29 protein-coding genes are annotated in these 23,487 nt (G+C 70.5%); 21 read left to right on the top strand and 8 right to left on the bottom strand.

Features of this window, described 5'->3' with window-relative positions:
- The first annotated feature begins 5 nt into the window (after positions 1-5).
- Both BMZ25_RS18020 and BMZ25_RS18015 read left to right on the top strand, forming a co-directional pair.
- On the top strand, positions 6-1,046 hold the full coding sequence (locus tag BMZ25_RS18020) for an aldo/keto reductase (protein ID WP_092696048.1): 1,041 nt from the start codon (positions 6-8) through the stop codon (positions 1,044-1,046).
- Between the two features lie 11 nt (positions 1,047-1,057).
- Complete coding sequence (locus BMZ25_RS18015; RefSeq protein WP_092696047.1) at positions 1,058-1,417, top strand: hypothetical protein; 360 nt, start codon at positions 1,058-1,060, stop codon at positions 1,415-1,417.
- On the opposite strand, the gene BMZ25_RS18010 is transcribed toward BMZ25_RS18015, so the two are convergent.
- Positions 1,414-2,094, bottom strand: a complete 681-nt coding sequence (locus BMZ25_RS18010) for an NUDIX hydrolase (RefSeq protein ID WP_092696046.1) — start codon at positions 2,092-2,094, stop codon at positions 1,414-1,416. The genes BMZ25_RS18015 and BMZ25_RS18010 overlap by 4 nt on opposite strands.
- A gap of 28 nt (positions 2,095-2,122) precedes the next feature.
- Positions 2,123-2,509 carry a DUF983 domain-containing protein gene (locus BMZ25_RS18005; protein ID WP_092696045.1) on the bottom strand — a complete coding sequence of 129 codons (387 nt, stop codon included), beginning with the start codon at positions 2,507-2,509 and terminating at the stop codon, positions 2,123-2,125.
- A 195-nt stretch (positions 2,510-2,704) separates the two neighbouring features.
- Between BMZ25_RS18005 and BMZ25_RS18000 the strand changes: the two genes are divergently transcribed.
- The 4 genes from BMZ25_RS18000 (at position 2,705) to BMZ25_RS17985 (ending at position 4,752) form a co-directional block, all read left to right on the top strand.
- Entirely contained in the window at positions 2,705-3,229 is a 525-nt protein-coding gene (locus BMZ25_RS18000; protein ID WP_092696044.1) for an EF-hand domain-containing protein, read from the top strand.
- 77 nt (positions 3,230-3,306) lie between these two features.
- Positions 3,307-3,894 carry an RNA polymerase sigma factor gene (locus BMZ25_RS17995; RefSeq protein WP_092696043.1) on the top strand — a complete coding sequence of 196 codons (588 nt, stop codon included), beginning with the start codon at positions 3,307-3,309 and terminating at the stop codon, positions 3,892-3,894.
- Complete coding sequence (locus tag BMZ25_RS17990; protein ID WP_092696042.1) at positions 3,884-4,243, top strand: hypothetical protein; 360 nt, start codon at positions 3,884-3,886, stop codon at positions 4,241-4,243. Before BMZ25_RS17995 ends, BMZ25_RS17990 begins: the two co-directional genes overlap by 11 nt.
- Entirely contained in the window at positions 4,240-4,752 is a 513-nt protein-coding gene (locus tag BMZ25_RS17985) for a periplasmic heavy metal sensor (protein WP_092696041.1), read from the top strand. Before BMZ25_RS17990 ends, BMZ25_RS17985 begins: the two co-directional genes overlap by 4 nt.
- Here the strand turns inward: BMZ25_RS17985 and BMZ25_RS17980 are convergent.
- Positions 4,701-6,131, bottom strand: a complete 1,431-nt coding sequence (locus tag BMZ25_RS17980; RefSeq protein WP_177190526.1) for a diguanylate cyclase — start codon at positions 6,129-6,131, stop codon at positions 4,701-4,703. The genes BMZ25_RS17985 and BMZ25_RS17980 overlap by 52 nt on opposite strands.
- Before the next feature lie 90 nt (positions 6,132-6,221).
- On the opposite strand from BMZ25_RS17980, the gene BMZ25_RS17975 reads away from it, so the two are divergent.
- Positions 6,222-6,500 (top strand): DUF3572 domain-containing protein, encoded by a 279-nt coding sequence (locus tag BMZ25_RS17975; protein ID WP_092696039.1) that lies wholly within the window; start codon positions 6,222-6,224, stop codon positions 6,498-6,500.
- A 19-nt stretch (positions 6,501-6,519) separates the two neighbouring features.
- Here BMZ25_RS17975 and BMZ25_RS17970 read toward each other — a convergent pair whose 3' ends face one another.
- Positions 6,520-6,975 carry a MarR family winged helix-turn-helix transcriptional regulator gene (locus BMZ25_RS17970; protein ID WP_092696038.1) on the bottom strand — a complete coding sequence of 152 codons (456 nt, stop codon included), beginning with the start codon at positions 6,973-6,975 and terminating at the stop codon, positions 6,520-6,522.
- Between the two features lie 61 nt (positions 6,976-7,036).
- Between BMZ25_RS17970 and BMZ25_RS17965 the strand changes: the two genes are divergently transcribed.
- From BMZ25_RS17965 to BMZ25_RS17950, 4 genes are all read left to right on the top strand, one after another.
- Positions 7,037-7,735, top strand: coding sequence for an HAD family hydrolase (locus BMZ25_RS17965; protein WP_092696037.1), 699 nt, complete (start codon positions 7,037-7,039; stop codon positions 7,733-7,735).
- A gap of 57 nt (positions 7,736-7,792) precedes the next feature.
- Entirely contained in the window at positions 7,793-9,523 is a 1,731-nt protein-coding gene (locus BMZ25_RS17960; RefSeq protein ID WP_092696036.1) for a DUF4153 domain-containing protein, read from the top strand.
- A 66-nt stretch (positions 9,524-9,589) separates the two neighbouring features.
- Positions 9,590-10,177, top strand: coding sequence for a heme NO-binding domain-containing protein (locus BMZ25_RS17955; RefSeq protein WP_092696035.1), 588 nt, complete (start codon positions 9,590-9,592; stop codon positions 10,175-10,177).
- Positions 10,174-11,142, top strand: a complete 969-nt coding sequence (locus BMZ25_RS17950) for a GGDEF domain-containing protein (RefSeq protein WP_092696034.1) — start codon at positions 10,174-10,176, stop codon at positions 11,140-11,142. The genes BMZ25_RS17955 and BMZ25_RS17950 overlap by 4 nt, the downstream gene beginning before the upstream one ends.
- A gap of 4 nt (positions 11,143-11,146) precedes the next feature.
- Here BMZ25_RS17950 and BMZ25_RS17945 read toward each other — a convergent pair whose 3' ends face one another.
- The 3 genes from BMZ25_RS17945 to BMZ25_RS17935 all read right to left on the bottom strand — a co-directional run bounded on the left by BMZ25_RS17945 (position 11,147) and on the right by BMZ25_RS17935 (position 12,519).
- Positions 11,147-11,950: a lytic murein transglycosylase gene (locus BMZ25_RS17945; protein ID WP_092696033.1), complete on the bottom strand. Its 804-nt coding sequence runs from the start codon at positions 11,948-11,950 to the stop codon at positions 11,147-11,149.
- Between the two features lie 103 nt (positions 11,951-12,053).
- Positions 12,054-12,269, bottom strand: a complete 216-nt coding sequence (locus BMZ25_RS17940) for a hypothetical protein (RefSeq protein WP_092696032.1) — start codon at positions 12,267-12,269, stop codon at positions 12,054-12,056.
- A gap of 28 nt (positions 12,270-12,297) precedes the next feature.
- Positions 12,298-12,519 (bottom strand): YjiS-like domain-containing protein, encoded by a 222-nt coding sequence (locus BMZ25_RS17935; RefSeq protein ID WP_092696031.1) that lies wholly within the window; start codon positions 12,517-12,519, stop codon positions 12,298-12,300.
- A gap of 327 nt (positions 12,520-12,846) precedes the next feature.
- On the opposite strand from BMZ25_RS17935, the gene BMZ25_RS17930 reads away from it, so the two are divergent.
- From BMZ25_RS17930 to fhuB, 10 genes are all read left to right on the top strand, one after another.
- Positions 12,847-13,548 carry a MotA/TolQ/ExbB proton channel family protein gene (locus tag BMZ25_RS17930; protein ID WP_092696030.1) on the top strand — a complete coding sequence of 234 codons (702 nt, stop codon included), beginning with the start codon at positions 12,847-12,849 and terminating at the stop codon, positions 13,546-13,548.
- 6 nt (positions 13,549-13,554) lie between these two features.
- Complete coding sequence (locus BMZ25_RS17925) at positions 13,555-13,938, top strand: ExbD/TolR family protein (protein ID WP_092696029.1); 384 nt, start codon at positions 13,555-13,557, stop codon at positions 13,936-13,938.
- Positions 13,939-13,941: 3 nt separating this feature from the next.
- Positions 13,942-14,361 (top strand): ExbD/TolR family protein, encoded by a 420-nt coding sequence (locus BMZ25_RS17920; RefSeq protein ID WP_092696028.1) that lies wholly within the window; start codon positions 13,942-13,944, stop codon positions 14,359-14,361.
- Positions 14,358-15,278 carry a TonB family protein gene (locus tag BMZ25_RS17915; protein ID WP_092696027.1) on the top strand — a complete coding sequence of 307 codons (921 nt, stop codon included), beginning with the start codon at positions 14,358-14,360 and terminating at the stop codon, positions 15,276-15,278. The genes BMZ25_RS17920 and BMZ25_RS17915 overlap by 4 nt, the downstream gene beginning before the upstream one ends.
- Positions 15,279-15,291: 13 nt before the next feature.
- Complete coding sequence (locus BMZ25_RS17910) at positions 15,292-16,338, top strand: siderophore-interacting protein (protein WP_177190525.1); 1,047 nt, start codon at positions 15,292-15,294, stop codon at positions 16,336-16,338.
- A 101-nt stretch (positions 16,339-16,439) separates the two neighbouring features.
- Entirely contained in the window at positions 16,440-18,533 is a 2,094-nt protein-coding gene (locus BMZ25_RS17905; RefSeq protein WP_092696025.1) for a TonB-dependent siderophore receptor, read from the top strand.
- 17 nt (positions 18,534-18,550) lie between these two features.
- Positions 18,551-19,315, top strand: coding sequence for an ABC transporter ATP-binding protein (locus BMZ25_RS17900; protein ID WP_092696024.1), 765 nt, complete (start codon positions 18,551-18,553; stop codon positions 19,313-19,315).
- Between the two features lie 15 nt (positions 19,316-19,330).
- A complete protein-coding gene (locus BMZ25_RS17895) occupies positions 19,331-20,233 on the top strand; it encodes an ABC transporter substrate-binding protein (protein ID WP_092696023.1) in 903 nt (300 codons plus the stop codon).
- A complete protein-coding gene (locus tag BMZ25_RS17890) occupies positions 20,230-21,138 on the top strand; it encodes an iron-siderophore ABC transporter substrate-binding protein (RefSeq protein WP_092696022.1) in 909 nt (302 codons plus the stop codon). The genes BMZ25_RS17895 and BMZ25_RS17890 overlap by 4 nt, the downstream gene beginning before the upstream one ends.
- Positions 21,135-23,111, top strand: a complete 1,977-nt coding sequence (fhuB, locus tag BMZ25_RS17885) for a Fe(3+)-hydroxamate ABC transporter permease FhuB (protein WP_092696021.1) — start codon at positions 21,135-21,137, stop codon at positions 23,109-23,111. The genes BMZ25_RS17890 and fhuB overlap by 4 nt, the downstream gene beginning before the upstream one ends.
- Positions 23,112-23,121: 10 nt before the next feature.
- Here fhuB and BMZ25_RS17880 read toward each other — a convergent pair.
- Positions 23,122-23,487: 2-oxo acid dehydrogenase subunit E2 (locus BMZ25_RS17880; RefSeq protein WP_177190524.1), on the bottom strand; the 366-nt coding region annotated here is incomplete at its 5' end.

Here is a 23,487-nt window from a genome sequence, read left to right as displayed (position 1 = left end):
AGACAATGAAAATGCTGCCGCTGGGCCGCACCGGCCTGACCGTGTCCGAAATCTGCCTGGGCACGATGACATGGGGCAACCAGAACACCGAGGCGGACGGCCACGCGCAGATGGACCGCGCTGTCGAGGCGGGCGTGAACTTCATCGACACGGCCGAGATGTATCCCACCCAGCCCGCCCGCGCCGAGACGCTGGGCCGGACGGAAGAGATCATCGGCACTTGGCTGAAGACGCGCGGCCGCCGCGACGACATCGTCCTGGCGACGAAGATCCTCGGACCCAGCCAGATGGCGCGTGACGGCAAGGGCATCACGCCCGACACGGTGCGCGAAGCCGTCGACGCGTCGCTCCGCCGGATGCAGACCGACGTGATCGACCTCTACCAGTTGCACTGGCCGAACCGCGGCTCGTACCACTTCCGCCAGATCTGGAGCTACGATCCCTCTGGGCAGGACACCGAGGCGACGCTGGCCCACATGGCCGAAGTCATGGAGACGCTCAAGGCGCTGGTGGCCGAGGGCAAGATCCGCCATTTCGGCCTGTCGAACGATACCGTCTGGGGCACGATGCAGTGGAACGCCGCCGCCGAGCGCATCGGCGGGCCGCGCGTGGATACCATTCAGAACGAGTACAGCCTGCTCTGCCGTACCTTCGACGGCGACTTCGCCGAGATGTGCGTCCATGACGATGTGACGCTGCTCGCCTATTCGCCGCTGGCCGCGGGGCTGCTGACGGGCAAGTATCAGGACGGAACCGTGCCCGACGGCTCGCGCATGTCGCTTACCCCGGATCTGGGTGGGCGAAAGACGGAACGGGTGTTCCCGGCGATCGCGGCCTATCTGGACGTGGCCAGGGCGCACGACATGGATCCGACGCAGATGGCGCTGGCCTTTACCCGCAGCCGGCCGTTCCCGACGATCCCGATCATCGGCGCCACCACGATGGAGCAGCTCGAGACCTGCCTCGGGGCGGCCGATATCACGCTGAGTGACGACGTGCTGGAGGACATCGCCGCGGTGCACAAGGCGCACCCGATGCCCTATTGAGGCGGGCGGGGATGCTGGGGCTATGTCGTGTCCTCGCAGGGGCCCTCGCGGTCACGGTCCTGCTGGCGGCCTGCCAGCGGGACGAGGCCGAGCCGGCAGCCCCTGTGACGGGCAGCTACGCGCCCGACGCCGCCGCCCGTGCCGAGGCGCAGTGCCGTGAGGATGGCGGTAGCTGGGGGAAGGCCGGTGCCGCGGGCGGCCAAGTCTGCACCCGCCCGACAGCCGACGCCAACCAGCCCTGCCGCTCGGGCAGCGAATGCGACGGCCTGTGCCTGGCCCGCTCGCGCACCTGCGCGCCGGTCAAGCCGTTCTTCGGCTGCCACGACATCCTGACCGACCGCGGTGTCGAGGCGACGCTCTGCATCGACTAGGGCCGGGCGCCGCCCAGCCGCAGGAAGAGACTCTGTTCGTCGTCGTTGCGGAAGAACGGCACGCTCTCCGGCGGGTCCAGCGCTGGAAGGCGCGCGGCCACCTCGGCCAGCACCACGGCGGTGATGAACGGCAGGTCGAGCTCGCGGGCTTCGGCGATCGGCACCCAGGCGAGATGGGCCAGCTCGTCGCTGGCAGCGCTGAAATCGTCCGGGTCGGTGGCCAGATGCGCCGCATCTGCAAGAAAGAAGCGCGCGTCGAAACGGCGGGGCCGTCCCGGCGGCGTGATGGCACGGAAAACGAAGCGCAGCGGCTGGGGCGAGGGCAGGTGGCCGGTCCCGGCGAAGCCCGCCCAACCGTCCGGCGGTGTGCGGCGCCACTGTCGTGGGCTGCCGAGGACCTGCCCGGTCTCTTCCCATAGCTCGCGGATCGCGGTGGCGGCCAGGGTCGCAGGGGCGGGCGCCTCGGGTCCGGCCTTGAGCCGCGCCGCGCAGAGCCCGTTCAGCGGCCGCGCCATCGGCACATGCGCATCGCCGGGGTCGACCGCCCCGCCGGGAAAGACGAACTTCGAGGGCATGAACACGGCACCGTTGCCGCGCTGGCCCATCAGGACACTCGGGCGTCCCGCAGGGTCGCGGACGAGGATCACCGTTGCCGCGTCGCGTACCGATTCCGTCATGTGTCTCCGATCCCGCGTGGGCGCGGGATCAGAACCCGTGCATGCGCCGCGCCCATTGGAAGCCGATCATCGCCCCCTTCAGTCGCGGCAGAAGATAGAGGGACAACGCCACGCATCCCACCGAAAACAGCGAGGCGAGCACCATCGGCGAGGGACGGAACGTCGTGAAGTACCACAGCATCACCGGCGCCATCAGATGCCCCACGATGAGGATCGTCAGATAGGCCGGACCGTCGTCAGCGCGGTGGTGGTGCAGTTCCTCGCCGCAGACGGCGCAATGGTCCCGGACGGCCAGGTAGCCCTTCAGCATCGGACCCGCGCCGCAGTTCGGGCAGCGCCGCCGCCAGCCGCGCAGGACCGCCGGACGCAGCTCGCGGTCCTCGGTTTCGCGCATCTCGTGGTGTGAGTCGTACATTGCCATGTGGCCCTTCCGCCCTCTCTCTCCCTCTAGGTACGCCTCTGACGCCCGGATCGGAAGGCGACGGGGTGTCCTTGCGGCGGGATGTCGCGAAAAAATTCGGACACGCGCGACGGAATAGGCGGGCTGTCCCGTTCGAAAGGCATGGTCGGAGGCGCGATGCACCGGCCGCAGGCAAGAACGGAGAGACTCATGACCCCCGCTGCACGACTGGGCGCGCTGGCGCTGACGATCGCCCTCGGCGCCGGTGCCGTCGCAACCGGGCCGGCGGCCGCCGGCCCCGGACCGGCGGGCTACGGCGCTGACTTCTCGACCTTGGACGTGAATGGTGACGGCGTCCTGAGCGCGGCCGACCTCGAGCAGCGCCGCGCGACGATGATCGATGAGGCCGATTCCGACGGCAACGGCGCGCTGGACGCCGACGAACTGGTCGCCGCCTTCGAGGCGCGGCGGGCCGAGCGCGACGCACGGCGGGCCGAGGCGATGGTCGAGCGCATGGACACCGACGGCGACGGCGCCGTCTCGGCCGACGAGATGGCCGCGAGCGCGGACGAACGGCGCGGCCCGCGGGCGATGGCGATGCTCGAACGGCTCGACGTGAACGGCGATGGCGAGGTCAGCGAGGCCGAGTTCGACGCCGCGCCGCGTCATGCCGGGCGGCACCACGGCGAGCGGGAGGGGCATCGCGCCGGTTCGCGCCACGGGCACGACGACTGAGGCCGGGTGCAGGCTGGCCAGTGGCCGGCCCGCGCGCCGATTGCCGGGACAGCGGCGCCCGGCTATGGCGAGGCGGAATGGACATGCCTTTCGACACCCTCGGCGATGTCAGCGACGAGGCACTGCTGGTGGCCTTCGCCAATGGCGACGGCGTCGCGGCGCGCGCCCTGACGCTGCGGCTCACGCCGCGGATAGTGTCCTTCGCGACGCGGATGCTGGGCGGCGACCGGGCCGAGGCCGAGGACGTGACGCAGGAGGCGATGCTGCGCCTGTGGCACATCGCGCCTGAGTGGCGGCAGGGCGAGGCGAAGGTGACGACGTGGCTTTATCGCGTGACCTCGAACCTCTGCGTCGACCGGCTGCGCAAGGCGGGCCGCAGCGACCCGCTGGACCAGGTGGCCGAGCCGCCCGATCCGGCGCCGGGCGCGGTGGCGGGCCTGCAAGAGGCCGATCGGGCCGCCGCCCTCGATGCCGCGCTGGCGAGGCTGCCGGAGCGGCAGCGGCAGGCGGTGGTGCTGCGGCATCTCGACGGTCTGGGCAATCCCGAGATTGCCCGGATCATGGACATCGGTGTCGCGGCAGTCGAAAGTCTGACCGCCCGCGGCAAACGGGCGCTGGCGGCGGACCTGGCCGGCCGGCGAGAGGAGTTGGGCTATGGCAACTGACAAAGACGACGCCCTGATCGACGCGGCCTTCGCCACGGTGCGCGCCTCCGATCCGCCGCCGTCGGACGACCTCGTCGCGCGCATCCTCGCGGATGCCGACGCCACGCAGGCCGCACAGCACAGTGCGTCCCGGCAGCGGTCGCTGGGAGGGGGCTGGCGCGGCCTTCTGGGCGTGATCGGCGGCTGGCGCGGGGCCTCAGGACTGGTGGCGGCATCTCTCGTCGGGCTGGCGATCGGCGCGGCGCTGCCCGCGTCGCTGTCGGCGGTGGTGCCCGGCGCCGTGGCGGCGAGCTATGACCTGACCGATCTTGGCCCCTCCTACGAGATCGTGGCGGAGGCAACGGAATGAGCGATCACGATACCCCCCGCGGCCCGAACATGTCGCGCCGGGCCCGGCTGCTGCTGGCGGTGTCGCTGGCGGCGAACCTGCTGGTCCTGGGGATCGTCGCCGGATCGATCGTCTTCGATGGACCGGGGCGTCACGGCGGGCGGCACCATTGGGGCGACATGGATCCCGCGCTCCGTCTGCTGGGGCCGACGCCCTTCGTGATGGCCCTGGAAAAGCCGCAGAAGGAGGCGCTGGCCGAAGCGGCGCGGGGCCGCCGTGCGGCGTTCGAGGACAATCGCGCGCTGCTGGGCGACCGCTTCGAGGCGACGCTGGACCTGCTGCGCGCCGAGAGGTTCGACTCGTCGGCCTTCGTCGACGCGATCGCAGCCCAGGGCGAGGTGTTCCGGACGCAGCAGCGCATGACGGCCGAACTGATCTCCGATCGGGTCTCGGCGATGTCGCCAGAGGCCCGCCGGGACTATGCCGACCGGTTGGACCGATCGCTGGACCGGGTGCGACGGCGGGATTGAGCGTCGCCGATCCAGCCCTCGGGCCCGATCTCCAGCCGGTCGCGACCGCGCGCCTTGGCGGCATAGAGCGCGGCGTCGGCGCGTTGCACCACGCCGTCCGGCCCGTCGCCGCCCGGACCGCCGAGTGCGATGCCGATGCTCGCCGTGACGTGCCGCAGCGTGCCGTTGGGCAGAACGAACGGTTCCGAGCGGATGGTCTCGCACAGGGACTCGGCCACCCGGCGCGCCCGCGCCGCGTCGGTGTCGGGCAGGGCGGCCAGGAATTCTTCTCCGCCGATCCGGGCCAGCAGATCGCAGTCGTGCAAGGGACGTGTCAGCCGCTTGGCCAGCCCCCGCAGCACGGCATCGCCCGCGGCGTGGCCGTAGCTGTCATTGATGTCCTTGAAGTGGTCGATGTCCAGCGTCAGCACCGCGAACGGCACGCCCGACTGCGCGGATCTGGCGCCGATCTGGGCGAGGCGGCGGTCGGCGTAGCGGCGGTTGTGCAGGCCCGTCAGCGGGTCGCGCAGTGCCAACTGAAGGCTCCGGGCAAGCTGATCGCGCGCTGCGTCCGCCTCGCGCTTGCGGTCGATCTGCTTGCGCAGGCGCAGCACCGTCTCTGGCGGCGACAGCGGCAGCGTGGCCACGTCGTCGGCCCCGAGGTCGAGCGCGCGGGTCGCCAGGTCGGGCGGGTCCGCGGCATGCAGGACCACGATGCCGGAATGACGGGTCTGCAGTCGGCTGCGAAGCTCTGAGACCAGTTGCAGCCCGTCGGTGCCGGTCCCCTGTCCCGCGGCGACGAGAAAGGCATCCGGCGGCTGCGCCCCTGTCGTGATCGTGAGGGCGTCCGCCGGTGCGAGGACACGTAGCACGCCGTCGAAACAGGGCGACATCGCGGTCCGCCATGCCAGCCCTTGCGCCTTGTCCGCGGGGATCAGCCCCAGCACGGCCGGCGGCGCGAAGGCCGCCGCGGGTTCGGCAAAGCCCAGGTCGCCCTCCTGCAAACGCTGCATCAGGTCGTCGTGGTCCTGCCGGCGGCGCAGCAATGTGCGCACCCGCGTGCGCAGGTCACGCTCGCTCAGGTCACGCGGCAGCACGTCGTCGGCGCCGGCGCGCAGTCCCCGCAGCCGCATGTCCGGGCGCTCGCAGGCCGTCGTCAGCAGCAGGGCGGGCCGGTGCGGGGCCGCGCTGCCGATCAGCCGGGAGGGCAGGTCCGGTACGATCGAGAACGACAGGTCCGCGTCGGCGATCACGAGATCGGGGGCCAGCCGCGCGGCCATGCCCGGCGCGGCCTCGACATCGCTGCAATACGAGATGCCGTATCCGGCGGCGTCCAGTTTGACCTTCAGCCCGATCCGATTGGTCGACGTCGCGTCGACGATCAGGATATGACCCGGCATGGCATCTCGCATTTGCGTCGATTTGTTCTTGATGCCATCACTCTGCGCGCTCAGGCGTTAACAATTCCTTTTCGGGGCAAGGGGCAGCACATGCGGCAGGACGAGGCGGAAGTGATCGGCGTTCAGGCCCTCGGGTGGATCGCCGCCAAGGACGACCTGCTGGACGTCTTCATGGGGTCGAGCGGGGTCGGGCTCGACATGATGCGCGAGAATGCGCAGGACCCCGAGTTCCTTGCCTCGGTGCTGGATTTCCTGTGCCTCGACGATGCCTGGGTGACCGAGTTCTGCGAAAGCCACGATCTGCCCACGGACCGTCCGATGCGGGCCCGGCAGGCGCTGCCCGGCGGGCAGCAGGTGCACTGGACCTGAGTGACCGGGACCCGCCCCGTCAGATCCGCTCCAGCGCGGTCGCCTCGCCCCGTGTCAGGCGCGACAGGAGGCGATGCAGCGTGTCCAGTTCGTCGGCGCTCAGCTTGGCGGCCATCGCGGCGTTGTTCGCCTCGGCCATCGGAACTCCGCGCACCAACGCCTCGCGTCCCTGATCGGTCAGCGACACCTCGGTCGTGCGCCGGTCCCCGACCCCCGGCTTTCGCGCGATCAGGCCCGCGGCCTCGAGCTGCCGCAGTGCCCGCGAGGTCGCGGTGCGGTCGATGCCGACGAACTGCGCAAGGTCGGACGGGTGTCGCAGCCCCTCGCTTCCGACGCCGAGCAGCAGGCACCACGTCGTGCGCGACAATCCCAGCTGCCGCAGCCCGTCGTCCAGGCGGCGCTCCTGCAGCCGGGCGGCCAGAGAGAGGCGATATCCCAGTGAATCGTGTAGGCTGTAGCTTGGCGGGTCCTGCATGGCGCTCACGGTCGGGCGTTTGCTCTGTCCTGTCAACGCGCGGCGGTGCAGCGAGGGCCGCATGATTGAGGCGATACTCTTCGACAAGGACGGGACATTGTTCGATTTTCAGGCCACGTGGGGGACCTGGGCGGGCGATCTCCTGTTCGAGTTGTCGGACGGAGAGCCGCACCGCCAGGAGGCCATGGCGCAGGCGATCGGCTATGATCTGGAACGCCTGCGGTTCTACCCCGACAGCCCCGCCGTGACCGGCACGCCCGAGACGATCGCCGCCTGCCTGCATCCCTTCTCGGAACTCGGCCTGCCGGCGCTGGTCGCATGGATGAACGACCGCGCCGCGGTGGCGCCGCAGGTGCCCGCTGCGGCCCTGGCGCCGCTGATGGCGGGGCTTGCGGGCCGCGGGCTGCGGCTCGGCGTGGTGACCAACGACGCGGTCGCTCCGACTCGGGCGCATCTTGCCACGGCGGGGATCGAGGCGGCGTTCGAGCTCGTGATCGGCAGTGACAGCGGATACGGTGCGAAACCCGCGCCCGGCCAGATTGCAGCGTTCTGTACCCGGACCGGGATCGCGCCCGGCCGCGTCGTGATGGTGGGCGACGCGGTCCATGACATGAAGGCGGCGCAGGCGGCGGGCGCCTGTCCGGTGGCGGTCCTGACCGGCACCACCCCCGAGTCCGCACTTGCCCCTCTGGCCCGCGTTGTCCTGCCGAGCGTCGCTTCCGTGCCGGATTGGCTGGACCGGATCGCCGACACGCCCTGACTGGCGCCGCCGCGCCGGCGTGCTTAGGTCTGGCGCGTGACACCGCAGGAGCATGGCATGATCAGCGCGACCGGGCCTTCGACGGCGACGAAGATTGCGGCGGTGGCCGGGGGCGCCCTGGCCGGGCTGGCGGCCTGGGCGCTGGGCGATCCCCTGGCGTCGATGGGCGTATCGCCACGCCTGCATCTCGCACTCGCGCTGCCCGTGGCGGTGTTCTTCGCGGCCGCGCTTCCGGCGCTGGGGCCGTTGTCGGCGCCGCGGGCCGCTGTGCTGGGCGCCGGGTTGGCCGTGCCGCTGACCGTGCTGACGCTGCTGGCCTCCTTCCGCTTCGACGATGCCATCGCCTTCGTCGAGAGCGCGCATGCGCTGATGGCGGTGCTGGTCGTGGTGGTGATCGCGGTGCCGATCCTGATCGCGGCCCTCAGACCGGGGCAGCACTGGCGGCGCTATGACGACCTGTTCGGAAACGCCTGGGACATCGTCCTGCGCTGTGCGCTGGCGGTGGCCTTCGCGGGGCTGGGCTGGCTGGTGCTGTTCCTGGGTGACACGCTGCTGGATCTCGTGGGCATCGACGTGATCGCGCGGCTCTTCGACGACGATCCGCAGCGGTTCACGCTGACCGGCCTGCTGATCGGACTGGCGCTCGCCGCGCTGGCCGAGACGGGGCTCGGCAAGGGGCAGGCGCAGGTGTTGCGCCTTTTGCGGCTGCTGGTGCCTGTGGTGATGGCGGTGACGGCCGTGTTCCTCGTGGCGTTCCCGCTGCAGGGCTTGAGTTCCGAGGCCTTCGGCGTGCTGTCCGAGGCGGGCACGCTGATGGCGATGGCCTTTGCCGCCGCGCTCCTGGTGACGGCGACCGCGGGGGCGGACGATGACGGTGCGGCCCGGTCCGCGACGCTGCGGTGGTGCGCTGCTGTGCTTGCGCTGCTGTTGCCGGCGCTTTCGGGGCTGGCCCTTGTGGCGGTCGGCCTGCGCGTGGGGCAGTACGGCTGGACGCCGGACAGACTTGCCGCGGCCAGCATCGCGGTCGTGCTGGCGGGGCACGGGGTCGTCTACGCGGTCGCTGTGCTGCGTGGGGCCGGGTGGATGGCGCGGCTGCGGCAGGGCAACGTGGCGATGGCGGGCGTGACCGTGCTGGTGGCTCTGGCCTGGCTGACGCCGGTTCTCGATCCGCAGCGGATTTCGGCGTCGAGCCAGGAACGCCGCTTCGCCCGCGGCGCCGTGTCGGTCGAAGCGCTCGATCTCGCGGCGATGGCGCGGGACTGGGGCCGGTCCGGTGACGCCGCGGCCGAGCGTCTGGCCACGGGCGACACGCCCGAGGCGGCCGCGCTGCGCGAACGGCTCGACGCAATCGGCAGCGGCCGGCGCGACGCGCCGCGTCTGGGCACGCCGCGGGGCCGGGTCGACCTGGCCGAGACCCTGCCCACGGTGGGCGGCGCGCCGGTCACCTCCGAGATGCTCGGCGCTCTGAACGAGTGGCTGCTCGGCCAGATCGCGGACGGGTGCGCTCGCGCCACCGGCGAGGGGCGTCCCGGATGTCTGGTGATCCGCGCCGAACTGCTGGAGGCGGGCGCGGGCGACGAGGCCGTGATCGCCTATCACGACGACACCGACACGCCGCGGTTGATCGTGCTGGCCGAGCGCGACGGCCAGTGGACGTCGAACGCCGCGATGGAGATCGACGGCGCCGCGCCTGACATCGACACGCTGGCGGCAGACCCGCCGGGCGGTGCGGCCGCGCCTCTCAGGATGCTGCCGCTCGGGCAGGGCGGGCTCGTCGTTCTGCCCTGAGCCGCTAGACGTTTCTTAACGCCCCTCCCGTAGGGTTCCCGGCGGTGGGAAAAAGGGGGCGGGCACGTGCATGGCCTGATCAATGCGTCTTTGCAGCGGTTTCTGTGCGATACGTACGGTCGCGCGAAGTGGGATGAGATCGTTCGCGCCGCGGGGCTCGGCATCTCGGATTTCGAGGCGCTACTGTCGTATGACGACGCGCTTACGACGGCGGTGCTGCGCGCGGCGGCCTTCGCCCTGGACAAGGTCGAGGACATGCTGCTCGAGGACATGGGCACGTATCTCGTATCGCATCCCGAGCGGATCGCGTTGCGGCGGCTCCTGCGCTTTGGCGGCGAGAGCTTTCTCGATTTCCTGGGCTCGCTCGACGACCTTCCCGACCGCGCGCGCCTGGCGTTGCCGGACCTGGAGCTGCCGCGCCTGACGCTGCACCGGGAGAGGTCGACGCGGTACCGGCTGGAGATCACAGGCGGCTTCCCCGAGTTCGGCCCGATCGCCCTGGGCGTGCTGCGGGCCATGGCCGACGATTACGGGGCGCTGGCCTATCTCGATTACGCGCGGCAGGATGCGGGGCGTGCCGTCATCCGTATCGATGTGCACGAGGTCTGTTTTGCCGAGGGACGGCGGTTTGAGCTGGCCGCGCGGCTAGCATGACGGTTCCCATAGATTACAGGGCGCTCGACCGGCTGATGCCGATGGCGGCGGTGCTGTCGGGCGAGGGGCGTATCCTGCATGCGGGACCGACGCTGACCAAGCTGTGCGGTTCGCGCTCCCCGCGAGGGACAGCCTGGCACGACGTGTTCGCGCTGCATCAGCCGGATGGCGACGAGCTTGCGCCGGCGACACGGCTTCACCTGTCGTTGCGACGCGACGGCACGCGCCTGCGCGGGGTCTTGATGCCGATGGCGCCGGGCGGGCCCTCGGTGCTGAACCTGGCCTTCGGCATCTCCGAGGTCGCGGGGATCGGGGCGCGCGGGCTCAGCCGCGCGGATTTCGCCCCGACGGACATGACGCTCGACCTGTTGTACCTGGACGAGGCCAAGTCGCTCGCCATGGCCGAGACGCGGCGGCTCATCGGCCGCCTGCAGAGCGCACGCGTCGCCGCCGAAGAGCAGGCATTTACCGACACGCTCACCGGGCTCAAGAACCGTCGCGCGCTAACGCACGTGGTCTCGCGCCTGATCGCGCAGCGGCGGCCCTTCGCGCTGACGATCGGGGACTTGGACCATTTCAAGGAGGTGAACGACTCGCTCGGTCACGCGGCCGGCGACCATGTCCTGCAGCAGGTCGCGACGGCGCTGGTCTCGGAGGTGCGGATGGTGGACACCGTGGCACGGATCGGCGGCGACGAGTTCGTTCTTGTGTTCGACAACCTCGACGACCCCGGTGGGCTGCACCGGATCGCGGCGCGGATCATCGAGCGGATTCAGCGGCCGATCCATTTCGAGGGAAGGACGTGCCGGGTGTCAGGCAGTTTTGGAACGACCATGTCGTCGTTCTACGAAGCGCCGGACCTGGAGACCATGATGCGGGATGCCGACGCGGCGCTCTATTCGGCCAAGGTCGGCGGGCGCGGCCGGCACGGGATCGTCCCGGCCGGCCGGCGCGAGGCGGGCTGAGGTCTCAGCCCTCGATACGGGCCGCCATGATCGCGATGGCCTGCTGATAGACGGTCGCGGCGTTCCATTCCTGGATCACTGCGAAGTTCGGCTCGCCCGGCTGGAAGCCCTGGCCGGGCTGCCAGCCCTTCTGGCGAAGGAAGTTCGCCGTCGAGGCAAGCGCGTCGGTCTGGTTGGTCAGGTCGACGCGGCCGTTGCCGTCGCCATCCACGCCATAGGCCAGCACGTTGGCCGGCAGGAACTGGGTGTGGCCCACTTCACCGTGGCGCGCCCCGACGGTTCCGGGCGACAGCGCGCCGCGGTCGACCAGCTGAAGCGCGGCCATCGCGTGGCGGCTGAAGAACTCGGACCGGCGGCAATCGTAGGCGAGTGTCGAGATGGCCGACAGGACGTTGGAATCGCCCATGAAATTGCCGAAGCCCGTCTCCATCCCGTGAATCGCGATCAGGACGCCGGCGGGGACTCCGTAGGCGTTTTCGAGCGACTGGTAGAAGCCGGCGCTCTGCGCCAGGCGCTGCCGGCCCTGCGACACGATGGTCGGCGCGCCGCGCACTTCCATGAAGCGGTCGAGCGAGTAGTTGAAGCTTTTCTGATTGCGGTCCGCATTGATGGTGCGCTGCGCGTAGCTGGTATTGGCCAGCGCCTGCAGGCCACGTTGTCCGACGCCGTTGGCGGCGGCTTCCTGCGCGAACTGCTGTTTCCACTGGTCGAAGCCGGCGGACGTGTTGCCGCAGGTGGCCGCCTGGGCGGCCCCAGCCAGGCCCGTTGCGGCGGCGAGGGCCAGCAGGGTCGTCTTGAAGGCGTGCATCTTGGGTCGTGCTCCCGTGACTGTCAGATTACCCGATAGTCTAGGGCACGTGAGCCGCGCGCGCAGCATTTTTCCCGGAAAGCGGGGGGACCCCGCCGACAAATCAGTCGGCGAGGTCGCGGAAGACGCGCGCGGGAATGTCGGCGCGGGTCAGGCCCATTCGGGCAAGCTCTTCGTCGGATGCCGCATCCAGCGCGGCGATCTCGGTGCGGCGCGCGTGCTTCTCGAGGTAGGGATTGAATCCCTGTCCGATTCCGAGAAGGAAGGCGTCGATGTCGGCCTCGAGGCGAGGCGAGATGGCGTGGTTGAGCCCGGTCATGTCAGATCCTCCGGGGTTGCTTGAGGGTTCAGGCGCGGTCCGCGGCTTGCTGGGCGATGTCGCCGATCTGCGAACGGTGAAAGCCCATGTCGGCCAGATCGCGGTCGGTGCAGGACGACAGTTCGTTGTGCACCTGGCGGTAGACGGCGTTGCGGCGGGCACGCTCGCGCATCTGGTCGCGCAGGGTGGCGACGGTTTCGGCGAAGCGCGCGCGGAGGCCGCGGTCGTTGGTGGCGGTGATGAAAGCCATGTCGATGATCCTTGTGTTGCGTTGCTGACCCAAAGCTAAGCGAATGCTGCGCTCGCACAACGCACCTTTCTGCAAGTGCGATATGCACTGACGCGGAGGCGGGATTTTCACTTTTGCTGAGGATTTGAGCGCTAACAGTCTTTTTGGAGTCTGCCTTGCGCGACCTGCAATGCTGCGTTGCAGAATGGCGTTCGCGCGGACCTTGAAAGCTGCGTCGCGCGCCGAAGGGGCCGGTCGGATTTGCCTTTGGCAATTCTTGACAAATATAATCGGAAATGAAAGTGCCGCCGTACTCGGGCGCGCTGCGCCATTTCTGGAGGTCTTGGCATGGAGCCCATCGTGGAACAGATCACCGGCGCCACGGGCGATCGACTTGGACAGGCGCTGGATTTCGTCGTGCTCGGCGGACCGGCGATCTGGGCGATCGCGGCTTTGTCCGTCATCACGCTCGCGCTCATCCTGTGGAAAATCTGGCGCCTCGCGCTGCTGGGCGCCTGGAGCGGCGGACGCCGGGTGCAGCGGGCCGTGCGGCTCTGGACCGACGGCCGCCCGGACGAGGCGCTGGCCCTGCTCGAACGCCGCAGGACCTGCCGCGCCGTACTGACCCGTGCCGCGATGCATGCCCGCCGCGATCACAGCCTGTCGACCTCGGCCGCCGAAGCCGAGACCGAGCGTGTCGCCCGGCACCTGATCACCAAGGCCCGCGCGGGCCTGCGACCGCTGGAGCTGATGGCGACGATCGCGCCGCTTCTCGGTCTGCTGGGTACGGTGCTCGGCATGATCGCGGCGTTTCAGGCCCTGCAGGAGGCCGGCAGCCGCGCCGACCCCGCCACGCTCGCCGGTGGCATCTGGGAGGCGCTGCTGACCACCGCGGCCGGTATGGCGGTGGCGATTCCGGCGTCGATGGCGCTGACGTGGTTCGAGTCCATCGTCGACCGGCTGCGTCACGAAATGGAGGACGCCGCGACCCGCATCTTCCTGCGTCCGGTGCCCGAACAGCATGTCGACCGGCGGATGGCGGCGGAGTAGGCGCCGATGTTCGTTTTCGCCACCCAAAGGCCCAGGCGCCGGCCCAGCCTGACGCCGATGATCGACGTGGTGTTCCTGCTGCTGGTCTTCTTCATGCTGGCCTCGCGGTTCGGCACCGACATGCACCTGCCGCTCAACGTGGCCGGAACCGGCGGCGGTGAGGCCTACCAGGGGCCGCCGCGACTGGTCGACATCCGCCCCGATGGATTGTCCCTGAACGGCGAGACGGTGGCGCTCGAGGATCTGCCCGCACGGCTGGAGTCCCTGACCGACGACCAGGGCGACACGATCGTCCTGCGCACCCGTGACGACGCCGCATTGCAGGAGGTCGTCCGCGTGATGGAGGCCCTGGGCACCGCTGGCTTCACCGGTCTGACATTGGTGGAGTAGACCATGCGTTTCTCCGATCCGCCCCGCAGACAGCCGCCCGAGAGCATCGTTCCGATGATCAACGTGGTGTTCCTTCTGCTGATCTTCTTCCTGATGACAGCGCAGATCGCCCCGCCCGAGCCGTTCGAGGTGGAGCCGCCCGAGGCCGAGAGCCAGGCGGAAAGCGAGGGCGAGTTGATCGTGTATCTCTCGGGCGAGGGTGAGGTGGCGTTCCGCGATGCGAACGGCGCCGACGCGGCACTTTCGGCACTGGAGCGTGCGCGTGAGAGCCTTTGCACCGAGATCGACTGTGAAGCGGGCGAGGGGCCGCCGGTCGTGCTGCGCGCCGACGCGGCGGCGTCGGGTCAGCGGCTTGCCGAGCTGATGCCTCGGCTCGGCGCGCTCGGCTTTGCTCGCGTCGACCTGGTGACGGCGGCGCCATGAGACGGGTTATCGAAGGCGTCGTGTTCGTGGGGATCGCCGTCGGCGCGCATCTCGCCGTGGCCGCGGTCCGCCCGCCCGAGGACTCCGCGGCGTCGCAGGGCGCGGGCGGCGAGTCGTCGGTGTCGGTCAAGGCGGCGAGCCAGCAGGTCTCGCGTATGGTCGAGGACTGGGAGCGCCCGCCCGAGACCCAGGCCGAGCCAGAGATGGAGACCCCGCAGGCGCCCGACATGACCCCGCCGGATGCGCCCGAGGCGCCCTCGGCCGAGTCGATGCCGACGCCCGAGGCGCCCGCGACGGCCGGTCTCGCCCTGCCGGACCAGCCCGAGCCCGAGGCCGAGATGGACACCGCGCCCCCCGAACCCCCGGAGCCGCCGGAAGAGCCCGAGCCGGAGGCGACGGACGAGGAAGAGACGGCGGACCTTCCGCCGGGCGTGCGCCCGGTGCAGCGTCCCGACCGGCCGGAACCCGAGCCCGAGCCGGAACCGGAGCCACAGCCGCAGCGCCAGCAGGAAGAGCCCCGGCAGGGCCAGCAGAACGCCGACCGGCAGCAGCAGCGCGCCGCGGGGCAGGGCGGCGGCGCCCAGTCCGGCGCGGGTCAGCAATCCGCCGGGCAGTCGTTGTCGGCCGGCCAGCGGCAGAATTTGACGGCCCAATGGGGCGGTCAGATCGTCCGCCGGATCGAGCGCAACAAGCGCTACCCCCGCGCCGCACGGGGCGCGTCGGGTACGGCGACCGTCCGGCTGAGCGTCAACCCCAACGGTCAGCTCGTCGGCCTGTCGCTGACACGGTCCACCGGCAACCGGGCCTTGGATCAGGCGGCGCTTCAGGCGGTGCGGTCGGGCCGGTTCCCGGCAGCGCCGCGCGGGCTGACGCAATCGAGCTACAGCTTCACGCTTTCCATGAGCTTCGACGGATGATGCGAGGATGCCGATGACAGACCTTACCGCCCACGGCCACCTGCCCACCGCTCCGGCCCCTGCGCTGCTGGACGAGATCGCGGCATCGATCCTGGAACAGGACCTTCCGCTGGCCGATCACCGCCCGGCGCGAGTGGAAAGCGACACCGGCATCGGCGTGATCCGGTTCGACGCCGCCGACGACGGCCTACACGTGGACATCCACTCCGACAGCGCGGCGAACCTGTACATGCTGCGGGAATCCGTTCTGGGGCGGCTCGATGCGCTGCGCTCGGGGCTGGGCGCGCAGCTGGAATGGGCGGGCGAACTGCCACGCGGCGCGACACCGCCGAACTTCCGCGAGGCGCGGGTGGTGGGTCGCAGCCGGGTGGGCGCGCGGTTCCTCCGGCTGCGGCTGGCGGCGCCGGATCTGCAGGATTTCGCCCGCTCCGGCATCCATATCCGCCTGCTGCTGCCGCCGGAGGGCCGCGATCCGGTCTGGCCGATGATCGGGGCCGAGGGGCGCACGGTCTGGCCCTCGGGCGCCGACGCGCTGCACACGCCGGCCTACACGATCCGCGCCATCGACCCCGAAGCGGGATGGATGGATGTCGACGTCTACCTGCACGGCAACGGGCCCACCTGCGCCTGGGCCGAGGCCGCCACGCATGGCGCACGGGTCGGGCTGGCCGGGCCGGGAGGCGGCTGGCTGCCCGAAGCCGCGCACCTCGTCCTCGCCGGGGACGAGACGGCGCTGCCCGCGATCGCCCGCATCCTCGAGACCGCTCCGCCGTTCGTCACCGGGCTGGCCGCGATCGAGGTCGAGGATGACGATGACGTGCTGACGCTGACCGCGCCGGTGGGCATGAGAGTGCGCTGGCTGCGGCGGAGCGCCGGCGATCCTGGCCTGGAAGAGGTTCTGCGCTCGGCCGATCTGGGCGTGGCGGGCGAACGGCATGTCTGGGTCGCCGCGGAAAAGCGCCGAGTGCAGGCCATGCGCCGCTTCGTCCGGACCGAGGCCGGCGTCGATCGCAGCGAATGCTACGTGGCCGCGTATTGGACCGCGCAAAAACCCGACTAGAAAAGTCGGAAACGAATGTTGACTCTATTACTCGGGATAAGTAGCGGAAGTCGAAGGGCCCCGAACGGGGGCTCTCACGATACAATCTAAGGGAACGGGACATGTATCTTCGGCGCACCGCGTTATCCTTCTGCGCACTCACGGCCGCGCTGCCGGCCTTCGCACAGGACGTCGAGCTCGGCACCATCCTTGTCGAGAACGAAGGCGGACAGGAGTTCTTCGGCGAGGCGGTCCGGCTGGATACGGGCGGACTGATGAAATCCGGCGACAGCATCGCCGAGACCCCGCGGTCGGTCAGCGTGATCGGCGCGCAGGAGATCGCCGAACGCGGCGGGCAGACCGTCGAGCAGGTCCTGAGCTATACCGCCGGCGTGACGACCAGCGAATACGGCATGGACGCGCGGTCGGACTGGTACCTTGTGCGCGGCTTCCGGCCGCGGACGTTCCATGACGGGCTGCCGTCGCGCTATGGCTACTATAACGACACGACCCCCGCGCCCTTCCTTCTGGACAGCGTCGAGGTGCTGCGCGGGCCGGCCTCGGGCCTCTACGGCAATTCCGAGGTGGGCGGTGTCGTCAACACCCGCTCCAAGACGGCCGCGACGCCGTCCGAGAACATCGCGCAGCTGTCCTTCGGATCGCGCGACCGCAAGCAGGTCGCGCTGGATTACAGCGGCGATCTCAACGCCGACGGCACGCTGCGCTACCGCTTCGTCGGCGTGCTGCGCGACAGCGCGACCCAGGTGGACTATTCCCAGGACGACACGCTGGCACTGGCGCCGTCGATCACCTGGCAGCCGTCCGAGGACACATCGCTGACGCTGCTGGCGAACTACCAGAAGGACGACCAGAGCCCGCTGATCCAGTTCGCGCCGCTGGACGGGACCCTGATCCCGCTGGCCGACGGCCGCGAGCTGAGCGACGAGCTGTTCATCGGCGAGCCCGGCTTCGATCGGTTCGAGACCGAGCAGCGCGCGCTGACCGCTCAGTTCGAGCACCGATTCAACAGCGTCTGGTCGATGGACGCGACGGCGCGCTACCAGTCCTCGGACGCGGATTACCGCCACGCCTGGTGGAGCTACAACAACTACGAGAACGATCCGCCGCGCTACAACGAGGACGGCACCGCCGACCGAACCTTCTACATCGCCGACAAGTCGCTCGAGACCTTCGCCGTCGATGCCCACGCGACCGCGGAATACCGGCTGGCGGGGTGGGACATGCGCACGCTGATGGGCGTGACCTACAGCGACGCCCAATATGACAGCGACAGCGTCACCTCGGCGCCGCAGCGGCCCATCGACCCGTTCGACCCGGTCTATACCGGTGCCCCGGACCTGACTCCGACCCCGGATGCGGGCACCGAGGTGCAGGAAACCGGCGTCTACGTGCAGAACCGGGCGACCTGGAACGACCGCCTGCACCTCGATGCCGGGGTCCGCTGGGGCCGGATCGAATCCGACACCGAGGCGACGGCCGGCAGCGCCCGCGTGCTCGACGAGGACGAGGCGTGGACCACGAACGTCGCGCTGCTCTACGCGTTCGACAACGGCGTCTCGCCCTATGTCAGCTATGCCGAGAGTTTCCGCCAGGAGGTCGCCGGGACCGATGCCAGCGGCACGCCCTTCGACCCGACGCGGGGCGAACAGTACGAGATCGGCGTCAAGTACCAGCCGCCGGGCACCGACATGCTGTTCTCGGCCGCGGCCTTCGACCTGACCAAGTCGAACCTGACCCAGTCGGACCCGGCCAATCCGGGCTTCCAGGTTCAGACGGGCGAGGCGACGTCCCGCGGGCTGGAATTCTCGGCGCAGACCGAATGGCGCGACTTCGGCTTCGATGCGAGCGCGACGTTCCTCGAGACCGAAAACGCCGACGGCTACACGATCGCCACGGTGGCCGAGACGACGGGCTCGCTCTGGGTCGATTATTCGCCCAGCCAGGGAGCCCTGCGGGGATGGTCGTTCGGCGCGGGCGCGCGCTACACCGGCGAGAAGTGGGATGGCGCGGACAGCCAGAAAACGCCGTCCTACACGCTCTACGACGCGCGCGTGGCCTACGAGACCGACCGCTACAACGTTGCTCTGAACGTCCGGAACCTGACCGATGAGCGGCATGTGACCTACTGCGCGTCGGGGGGCTGCTATTTCGGCCAGGGCCGGTCGGTCGCGCTGACGGCAACGACCAGGTTCTAGGGACGCTTCGGGGCACGATGTACGAACTGACCGACATCAGCCGCAGTCACGACGGGCGCGAGGTGCTTGGCATCCCGCGCCTGTCGCTCGGGTCCGAGGGCGTCACCGCGATCCTCGGGCACAACGGGTCGGGCAAGTCCACGCTCCTGTCGCTGATCGCGCGGCAGGACCGGCCCGATGCCGGGCGGATCACCCTGGACGGCGCGGCGCTGGACGCGGTGGGGCAGAAGGCGCTTGCGCGCCGCGTGGCCTACCTGCCGCAGCGGCTACCCCCCGTCGCGGGCCTGACGGTGCGCGAACTGGTCAGGCTGGGCCGGTTTCCGTGGCGCGGGGCGCTCGGCCGGTGGCGGGCCGAGGATCACGCGGCGGTGGACCATGCGCTGACCGAGACCGGCAGCACCGACCGGGCCGACCGGCTGGCCGACGAGACGTCGGGCGGCGAGCGGCAGCGGGCCTGGATCGCCATGCTGCTGGCGCAGGACGCGCCGATCCTGCTGCTGGACGAACCCACAGCCGCGCTCGATCTGGCCCACGCCTACGAGGTTATGGGGCTTCTGTCGCGGTTGGCCCGCGACCGGGGTCGCCGCGTCATCGTCATCCTCCACGACATCAACCTGGCCGCCCGGTTCGCGGACCGCATCGTTGCGCTGAGCGCGGGACGCGTCGCGTATGACGGCGCCCCGGACGGCCTGCTCGACCCGCAGGTGCTGGGCCGGCTCTACGATGTCGACATGGAGCTTCTGCCACGGGCGGGCAAGCCGCCCTTCGCCGTCGTCGCCTGAGCAAAGAGTAATCCAATGGTCCTTCGCCTGTTCTGCGTCCTGATGTGCCTCGCGGGTTCCGCGCAGGCGTTCGAGCTGCCGCACGATCGCGGCACGGTCAGCCTCGACGCGCCGCCGGAGCGCATCGTCGCGCTGGGATGGGGCTTGGCGGAGCTGCTGGTCGAGCTGGACGTCGCGCCCGCCGGCGTCGCCGACCCCGAGGGCTATGCGACGTGGGTGGTGGAGCCGGAACTGGCCGCCGACACGGTGAATGTCGGCCTGCGGAACGAGCCGAACCTGGAACGGATCGCCGAACTCGACCCCGACCTGATCCTCGCCGCCGACCAGCAGACGGGGCTTGTCCCGCAGCTCGACCGCATCGCGCCCACCGCCTATTTCAAGATGTTCTCGGCCGACCACGACAACGCCGCGAAGAGCCGGGAGGTCTACCTTGCGCTCGCGGGGGCGTTCGGTGTGTCCGGGATGGCGGAGCAACGGCTCGACGCTCTCGATGCCCGGATTTCCAAGGCTGGGGACCGGGTGCGCGCCGCGTTCGACGGCCCGGTGCCGCCGGTCCTGCCGATCCGCCTTCTGACGCCGACGAGCGTGCGGCTCCACGGCGAGAACGCGATGGCCGTGGCGGCCCTGCGCGGCATGGGGCTGACCGCCGCCGATCCGGGCGCGCCGACGCAATGGGGCTTTCGGCAGGCCAGGGTCGAGGACCTCGCCGCTTTCGAGGATGCGGCGGTCGTCCATTTCGATCCCTTCCCGCAGAAGGACGCGCTGTTCGGCAGCGACATCTGGCAGTTCATGCCCTTCGTCCGTGCCGGGCGCTTCGCCGTGGCCGATCCCGCCTGGACCTTCGGCGGCGCCTTTTCCCTTGGCCGGCTGGCGGACACCATGGCGGCGGCGCTGACCAGGATCGCGGAGGCGGAATGAGACGCCGCGCCTTTCTCGCAGCCGGGCTCGCCCTGCTGTCGGCCCCCGCCGCTGCGGAGATCGAGGTCTCCGACCGTCGCGGCGCGCAGAGCTTCGATGCCGTGCCCGAGCGCGTGGTGGTCATGGACTGGGCCCTGGCCGAACAGGTGCTCGACCTCGGCATCACGCCGGTCGGGGCGCCCGAGCTGGACCTCTACCGTGACTGGGTCGGCCAGCCCGCCATGCCCGACGACGTGACCGACATCGGCCTGCGGACCGAGCCGAACCTCGAACGCCTCGCCGCCCTGTCGCCGGATGTGATCGTCGCATCGGGCGTCGAGCCCGACCAGATCGCCGTGCTCGAGCGGATCGCCCCTGTCCTCGCCTTCGACGCCTTCAGCGCCGACCATGACAACGTTGCCGCCGCGCGGGACATCTTCCTGACGCTCGCCCGCCTCTTCGGGCGCGAGGACAGGGCCGAAGAGAAGCTCGCCGCGATGGAGGACGAACTGGACCGGATCGCAGCGGATCTGGAAGAGAGGTACGGCGACCGGCTGACCCAGGTCACCGCCGTCCGCCTGAACGACGACTCGACCGTCTGGATCTACGGCGACAACTCGATCCCGACGTATGTCCTGGGCCGCCTCGGCTTTGACCCCGAAGTGCCGGTCGCGGCCTCGAAATGGGGCGTCGCGCAGCGGCCGCTCGAAGACCTGGCCAAAGTCGAGGAGGGGGCGCTGCTGGCGATCCGGCCACACATGGGCGGGGCCGCCGCGTTCGATAGCCCGCTCTGGCAGGCGTTGCCCGCCGTCCGCGCCGGCCGTTTCGCCGAGGCCGAGCCGGTCTGGAGCTACGGCGGCATCCTGTCGGTGCTGCGCCACGCTCGCGCCTTCCGCGACGCGCTGACGATGCTCGATCCGTCTTGAGGGCCGCCGGACCGGGGATCGGCGCGGCGTGGCTCGGCCTCGCGCTGGCGCTGGCAGTGCTGCACGTCTGGTCGGGAAGCGATCTCGGCCTGGCTCGGATGGCCGCGCTCGTCGGCGGAGCGGGACCGGAGAGCTTTGCCGACGTGCAGTTCCGCGAGGCGATGCTGCCGCGCGCGGCGATGGCCGGCCTCGCCGGCTTCGCGCTCGGGCTCGCCGGGTCGCTGTTCCAGCAGGTCACGCAGAACCGCCTGGCCTCGCCCCTGACCCTGGGGGCGTCCTCGGGCGCGTGGCTCGCCACGATCATCGGCACGCTCCTCGCGCCCGGCCTCGCGGCGACGCACGGCGCGTGGTTCAGCTTCGCCGGCGCGATCGGGGCCTTTGGACTGGTCCTGTCGATCTCGGGGCTGCGCGGCCTGACGGGCCTGCACGCGGTGCTGGCCGGGATGGCGGTGAACCTGTTCCTCGGCGCGGTCGCGGGGGCGCTTCTGCTGTTGCAGAGCCCCTATTTCGGACATCTCTTCGTCTGGGGCGCCGGCGACCTGGGACAGAGCGGCTGGCAATGGCCGCTCTGGTTCGTGCCGCGGCTCGCCGTGGCGGTGCTGGTGGCGGTGGGGCTCGGCCGGGTGCTGGCGCTCCTCAGGACCGGAGCGGCGGGGGCCGAGGCGCGGGGCCTGCACCTGGCGCCGGCGCTTGGGGCCGCGGCGCTGACGGCGCTGTTCCTGACGGCGATCAGCGTCACCGCCGTGGGGATGATCGGCTTCATCGGCCTGCTGGCACCGAACCTCGCGCGGATGTCCGGCGCGCGCCGCCCGCTGACCGAGCTCGCCGCCAGCGCGGGGCTCGGGGCGCTGCTGCTTTTGGGCACCGACACGATCGCGATCGCCGTCAGCAGCGTCAGCCGCGACCTCGTCCCGAGCGGTGCGGCGGCGGCGCTGATCGGCGCGCCGGCGCTGATCTGGCTGGCCCGCGGGCGTCTCTCGGCGCAGGACCACGCCCAGTTCCGCCTGCCGCCAGGACCCGCGCGGGTTCCGACCGGTGCGGTGGCGGCAATCGTGTTCGCGCTGGTGGCGGTGCCGGTGCTGGCCCTTGTCGCGGGGCAGACCGACGCGGGCTGGAGGGTGGCGGTGCCCGGCGATCTGGTCTTGTCGCTGCGCTGGCCCCGCGTGCTGGCGGCGGCGGCGGCCGGGGCGGGGATGGCGCTGTCGGGTGTGCTGCTGCAACGGCTGATCCGCAATCCGCTGGCCTCGCCGGACATCCTGGGCATGTCCTCGGGCGCGACCTTCGCGCTGGTGGCGACGGCGCTCCTGGCCGGCGCGTCGATCTTCGAGATCGGCGCCGGGATCGCCGTGCTCGGCAGCCTCGCGGTGCTCGTGTTGCTGCTTTGGTTCGGGCGCCGCCACGGCCACGCGCCCGCCGCCGTCGCGCTGATCGGCATTACACTCGGTGCGCTGCTGGATGCGCTGGTGAAGTTCGCGCTCGCCTCGGGCAGCGAGGACACCTTCGCCATCCTCGGCTGGATGGGCGGCTCGACCTACCGCGTGTCGCCCACCGGCGCGTTGACGCTCGCCGCCGCGGTGGCGCTGTGCGGCGCGCTGATCCTGGCCTTTCACCGCTGGCTGACGCTGATCGCCGCGGGCGACGACGTCGCCGCCGCGCGGGGCCTCGCCCCCCGCCTCGCGCGCCCTGCCGTGATGAGCCTCGCGGCCATCCTCGCGGCGATCGTGACGGCGTTCCTCGGTCCGGTCACCTTCGTCGGGCTCCTCGCGCCGCACGTGGCGGTGATGCTGGGCGCACGCCGCGCGATGGCGCAGACGGCGCTCGCCGCGGTGATCGGCGCGCTCCTGATGGTGCTGTCGGACTGGCTCGGGCGGATGATGCTCTATCCGATGCAGCTGCCGGCGGGCACCGTCGCCTCGCTGCTGGGCGGTGGCTATTTCATGGCGCTCCTCGTCTTCCGCCGTCGTTCGGGATGATCGCGTGCGGTCAGACGAGGATTGTTTCTGGTTTTTCGATTGCGGTTTTGAGGGTTGCGAGGAATTTTGCGGCGTCTGCGCCGTTGATGACGCGGTGGTCGTAGGAGAGGTCGATGGGGAGCATGGGGACGGGGCGGGGTGTTCCGTCGTTCCATGCGGTTTCGGTCTGGGTGCGTGTGAGGCCGAGGATGGCGACTTCGGGCGGATTGACGATTGGGGTGAAGGCGGAGCCGCCGATGCCGCCGAGGTTCGAGATGGTCATCGAGGCGCCGCCCATCTCGTCGGGGCGGAGCTTGCGGTCGCGGGCCTTTGCGGCGAGGGCGTCGATCTCGGCGGCGATGCGCCAGAGGCCCTTGCGGTCGGCGTCGCGGATCAC

The sequence above is a fragment of the Tranquillimonas rosea genome (genome assembly GCF_900111315.1).
GTDB classification, from domain to species: domain Bacteria; phylum Pseudomonadota; class Alphaproteobacteria; order Rhodobacterales; family Rhodobacteraceae; genus Tranquillimonas; species Tranquillimonas rosea.
This window is presented reverse-complemented; position numbering and strand designations above follow the sequence as displayed.

What these genes read in the sequence shown, in the direction of transcription:
- BMZ25_RS18020 (WP_092696048.1), top strand. Translation starts at nt 6, where the DNA reads ATGAAAATGCTGCCGCTGGGCCGCACCGGCCTGACCGTGTCCGAAATC.
- BMZ25_RS18015 (WP_092696047.1), top strand. Translation starts at nt 1,058, where the DNA reads ATGCTGGGGCTATGTCGTGTCCTCGCAGGGGCCCTCGCGGTCACGGTC.
- BMZ25_RS18010 (WP_092696046.1), bottom strand. Translation starts at nt 2,094, where the DNA reads ATGACGGAATCGGTACGCGACGCGGCAACGGTGATCCTCGTCCGCGAC.
- BMZ25_RS18005 (WP_092696045.1), bottom strand. Translation starts at nt 2,509, where the DNA reads ATGTACGACTCACACCACGAGATGCGCGAAACCGAGGACCGCGAGCTG.
- BMZ25_RS18000 (WP_092696044.1), top strand. Translation starts at nt 2,705, where the DNA reads ATGACCCCCGCTGCACGACTGGGCGCGCTGGCGCTGACGATCGCCCTC.
- BMZ25_RS17995 (WP_092696043.1), top strand. Translation starts at nt 3,307, where the DNA reads ATGGACATGCCTTTCGACACCCTCGGCGATGTCAGCGACGAGGCACTG.
- BMZ25_RS17990 (WP_092696042.1), top strand. Translation starts at nt 3,884, where the DNA reads ATGGCAACTGACAAAGACGACGCCCTGATCGACGCGGCCTTCGCCACG.
- BMZ25_RS17985 (WP_092696041.1), top strand. Translation starts at nt 4,240, where the DNA reads ATGAGCGATCACGATACCCCCCGCGGCCCGAACATGTCGCGCCGGGCC.
- BMZ25_RS17980 (WP_177190526.1), bottom strand. Translation starts at nt 6,131, where the DNA reads ATGCCGGGTCATATCCTGATCGTCGACGCGACGTCGACCAATCGGATC.
- BMZ25_RS17975 (WP_092696039.1), top strand. Translation starts at nt 6,222, where the DNA reads ATGCGGCAGGACGAGGCGGAAGTGATCGGCGTTCAGGCCCTCGGGTGG.
- BMZ25_RS17970 (WP_092696038.1), bottom strand. Translation starts at nt 6,975, where the DNA reads ATGCAGGACCCGCCAAGCTACAGCCTACACGATTCACTGGGATATCGC.
- BMZ25_RS17965 (WP_092696037.1), top strand. Translation starts at nt 7,037, where the DNA reads ATGATTGAGGCGATACTCTTCGACAAGGACGGGACATTGTTCGATTTT.
- BMZ25_RS17960 (WP_092696036.1), top strand. Translation starts at nt 7,793, where the DNA reads ATGATCAGCGCGACCGGGCCTTCGACGGCGACGAAGATTGCGGCGGTG.
- BMZ25_RS17950 (WP_092696034.1), top strand. Translation starts at nt 10,174, where the DNA reads ATGACGGTTCCCATAGATTACAGGGCGCTCGACCGGCTGATGCCGATG.
- BMZ25_RS17945 (WP_092696033.1), bottom strand. Translation starts at nt 11,950, where the DNA reads ATGCACGCCTTCAAGACGACCCTGCTGGCCCTCGCCGCCGCAACGGGC.
- BMZ25_RS17940 (WP_092696032.1), bottom strand. Translation starts at nt 12,269, where the DNA reads ATGACCGGGCTCAACCACGCCATCTCGCCTCGCCTCGAGGCCGACATC.
- BMZ25_RS17935 (WP_092696031.1), bottom strand. Translation starts at nt 12,519, where the DNA reads ATGGCTTTCATCACCGCCACCAACGACCGCGGCCTCCGCGCGCGCTTC.
- BMZ25_RS17930 (WP_092696030.1), top strand. Translation starts at nt 12,847, where the DNA reads ATGGAGCCCATCGTGGAACAGATCACCGGCGCCACGGGCGATCGACTT.
- BMZ25_RS17925 (WP_092696029.1), top strand. Translation starts at nt 13,555, where the DNA reads ATGTTCGTTTTCGCCACCCAAAGGCCCAGGCGCCGGCCCAGCCTGACG.
- BMZ25_RS17920 (WP_092696028.1), top strand. Translation starts at nt 13,942, where the DNA reads ATGCGTTTCTCCGATCCGCCCCGCAGACAGCCGCCCGAGAGCATCGTT.
- BMZ25_RS17915 (WP_092696027.1), top strand. Translation starts at nt 14,358, where the DNA reads ATGAGACGGGTTATCGAAGGCGTCGTGTTCGTGGGGATCGCCGTCGGC.
- BMZ25_RS17910 (WP_177190525.1), top strand. Translation starts at nt 15,292, where the DNA reads ATGACAGACCTTACCGCCCACGGCCACCTGCCCACCGCTCCGGCCCCT.
- BMZ25_RS17905 (WP_092696025.1), top strand. Translation starts at nt 16,440, where the DNA reads ATGTATCTTCGGCGCACCGCGTTATCCTTCTGCGCACTCACGGCCGCG.
- BMZ25_RS17900 (WP_092696024.1), top strand. Translation starts at nt 18,551, where the DNA reads ATGTACGAACTGACCGACATCAGCCGCAGTCACGACGGGCGCGAGGTG.
- BMZ25_RS17895 (WP_092696023.1), top strand. Translation starts at nt 19,331, where the DNA reads ATGGTCCTTCGCCTGTTCTGCGTCCTGATGTGCCTCGCGGGTTCCGCG.
- BMZ25_RS17890 (WP_092696022.1), top strand. Translation starts at nt 20,230, where the DNA reads ATGAGACGCCGCGCCTTTCTCGCAGCCGGGCTCGCCCTGCTGTCGGCC.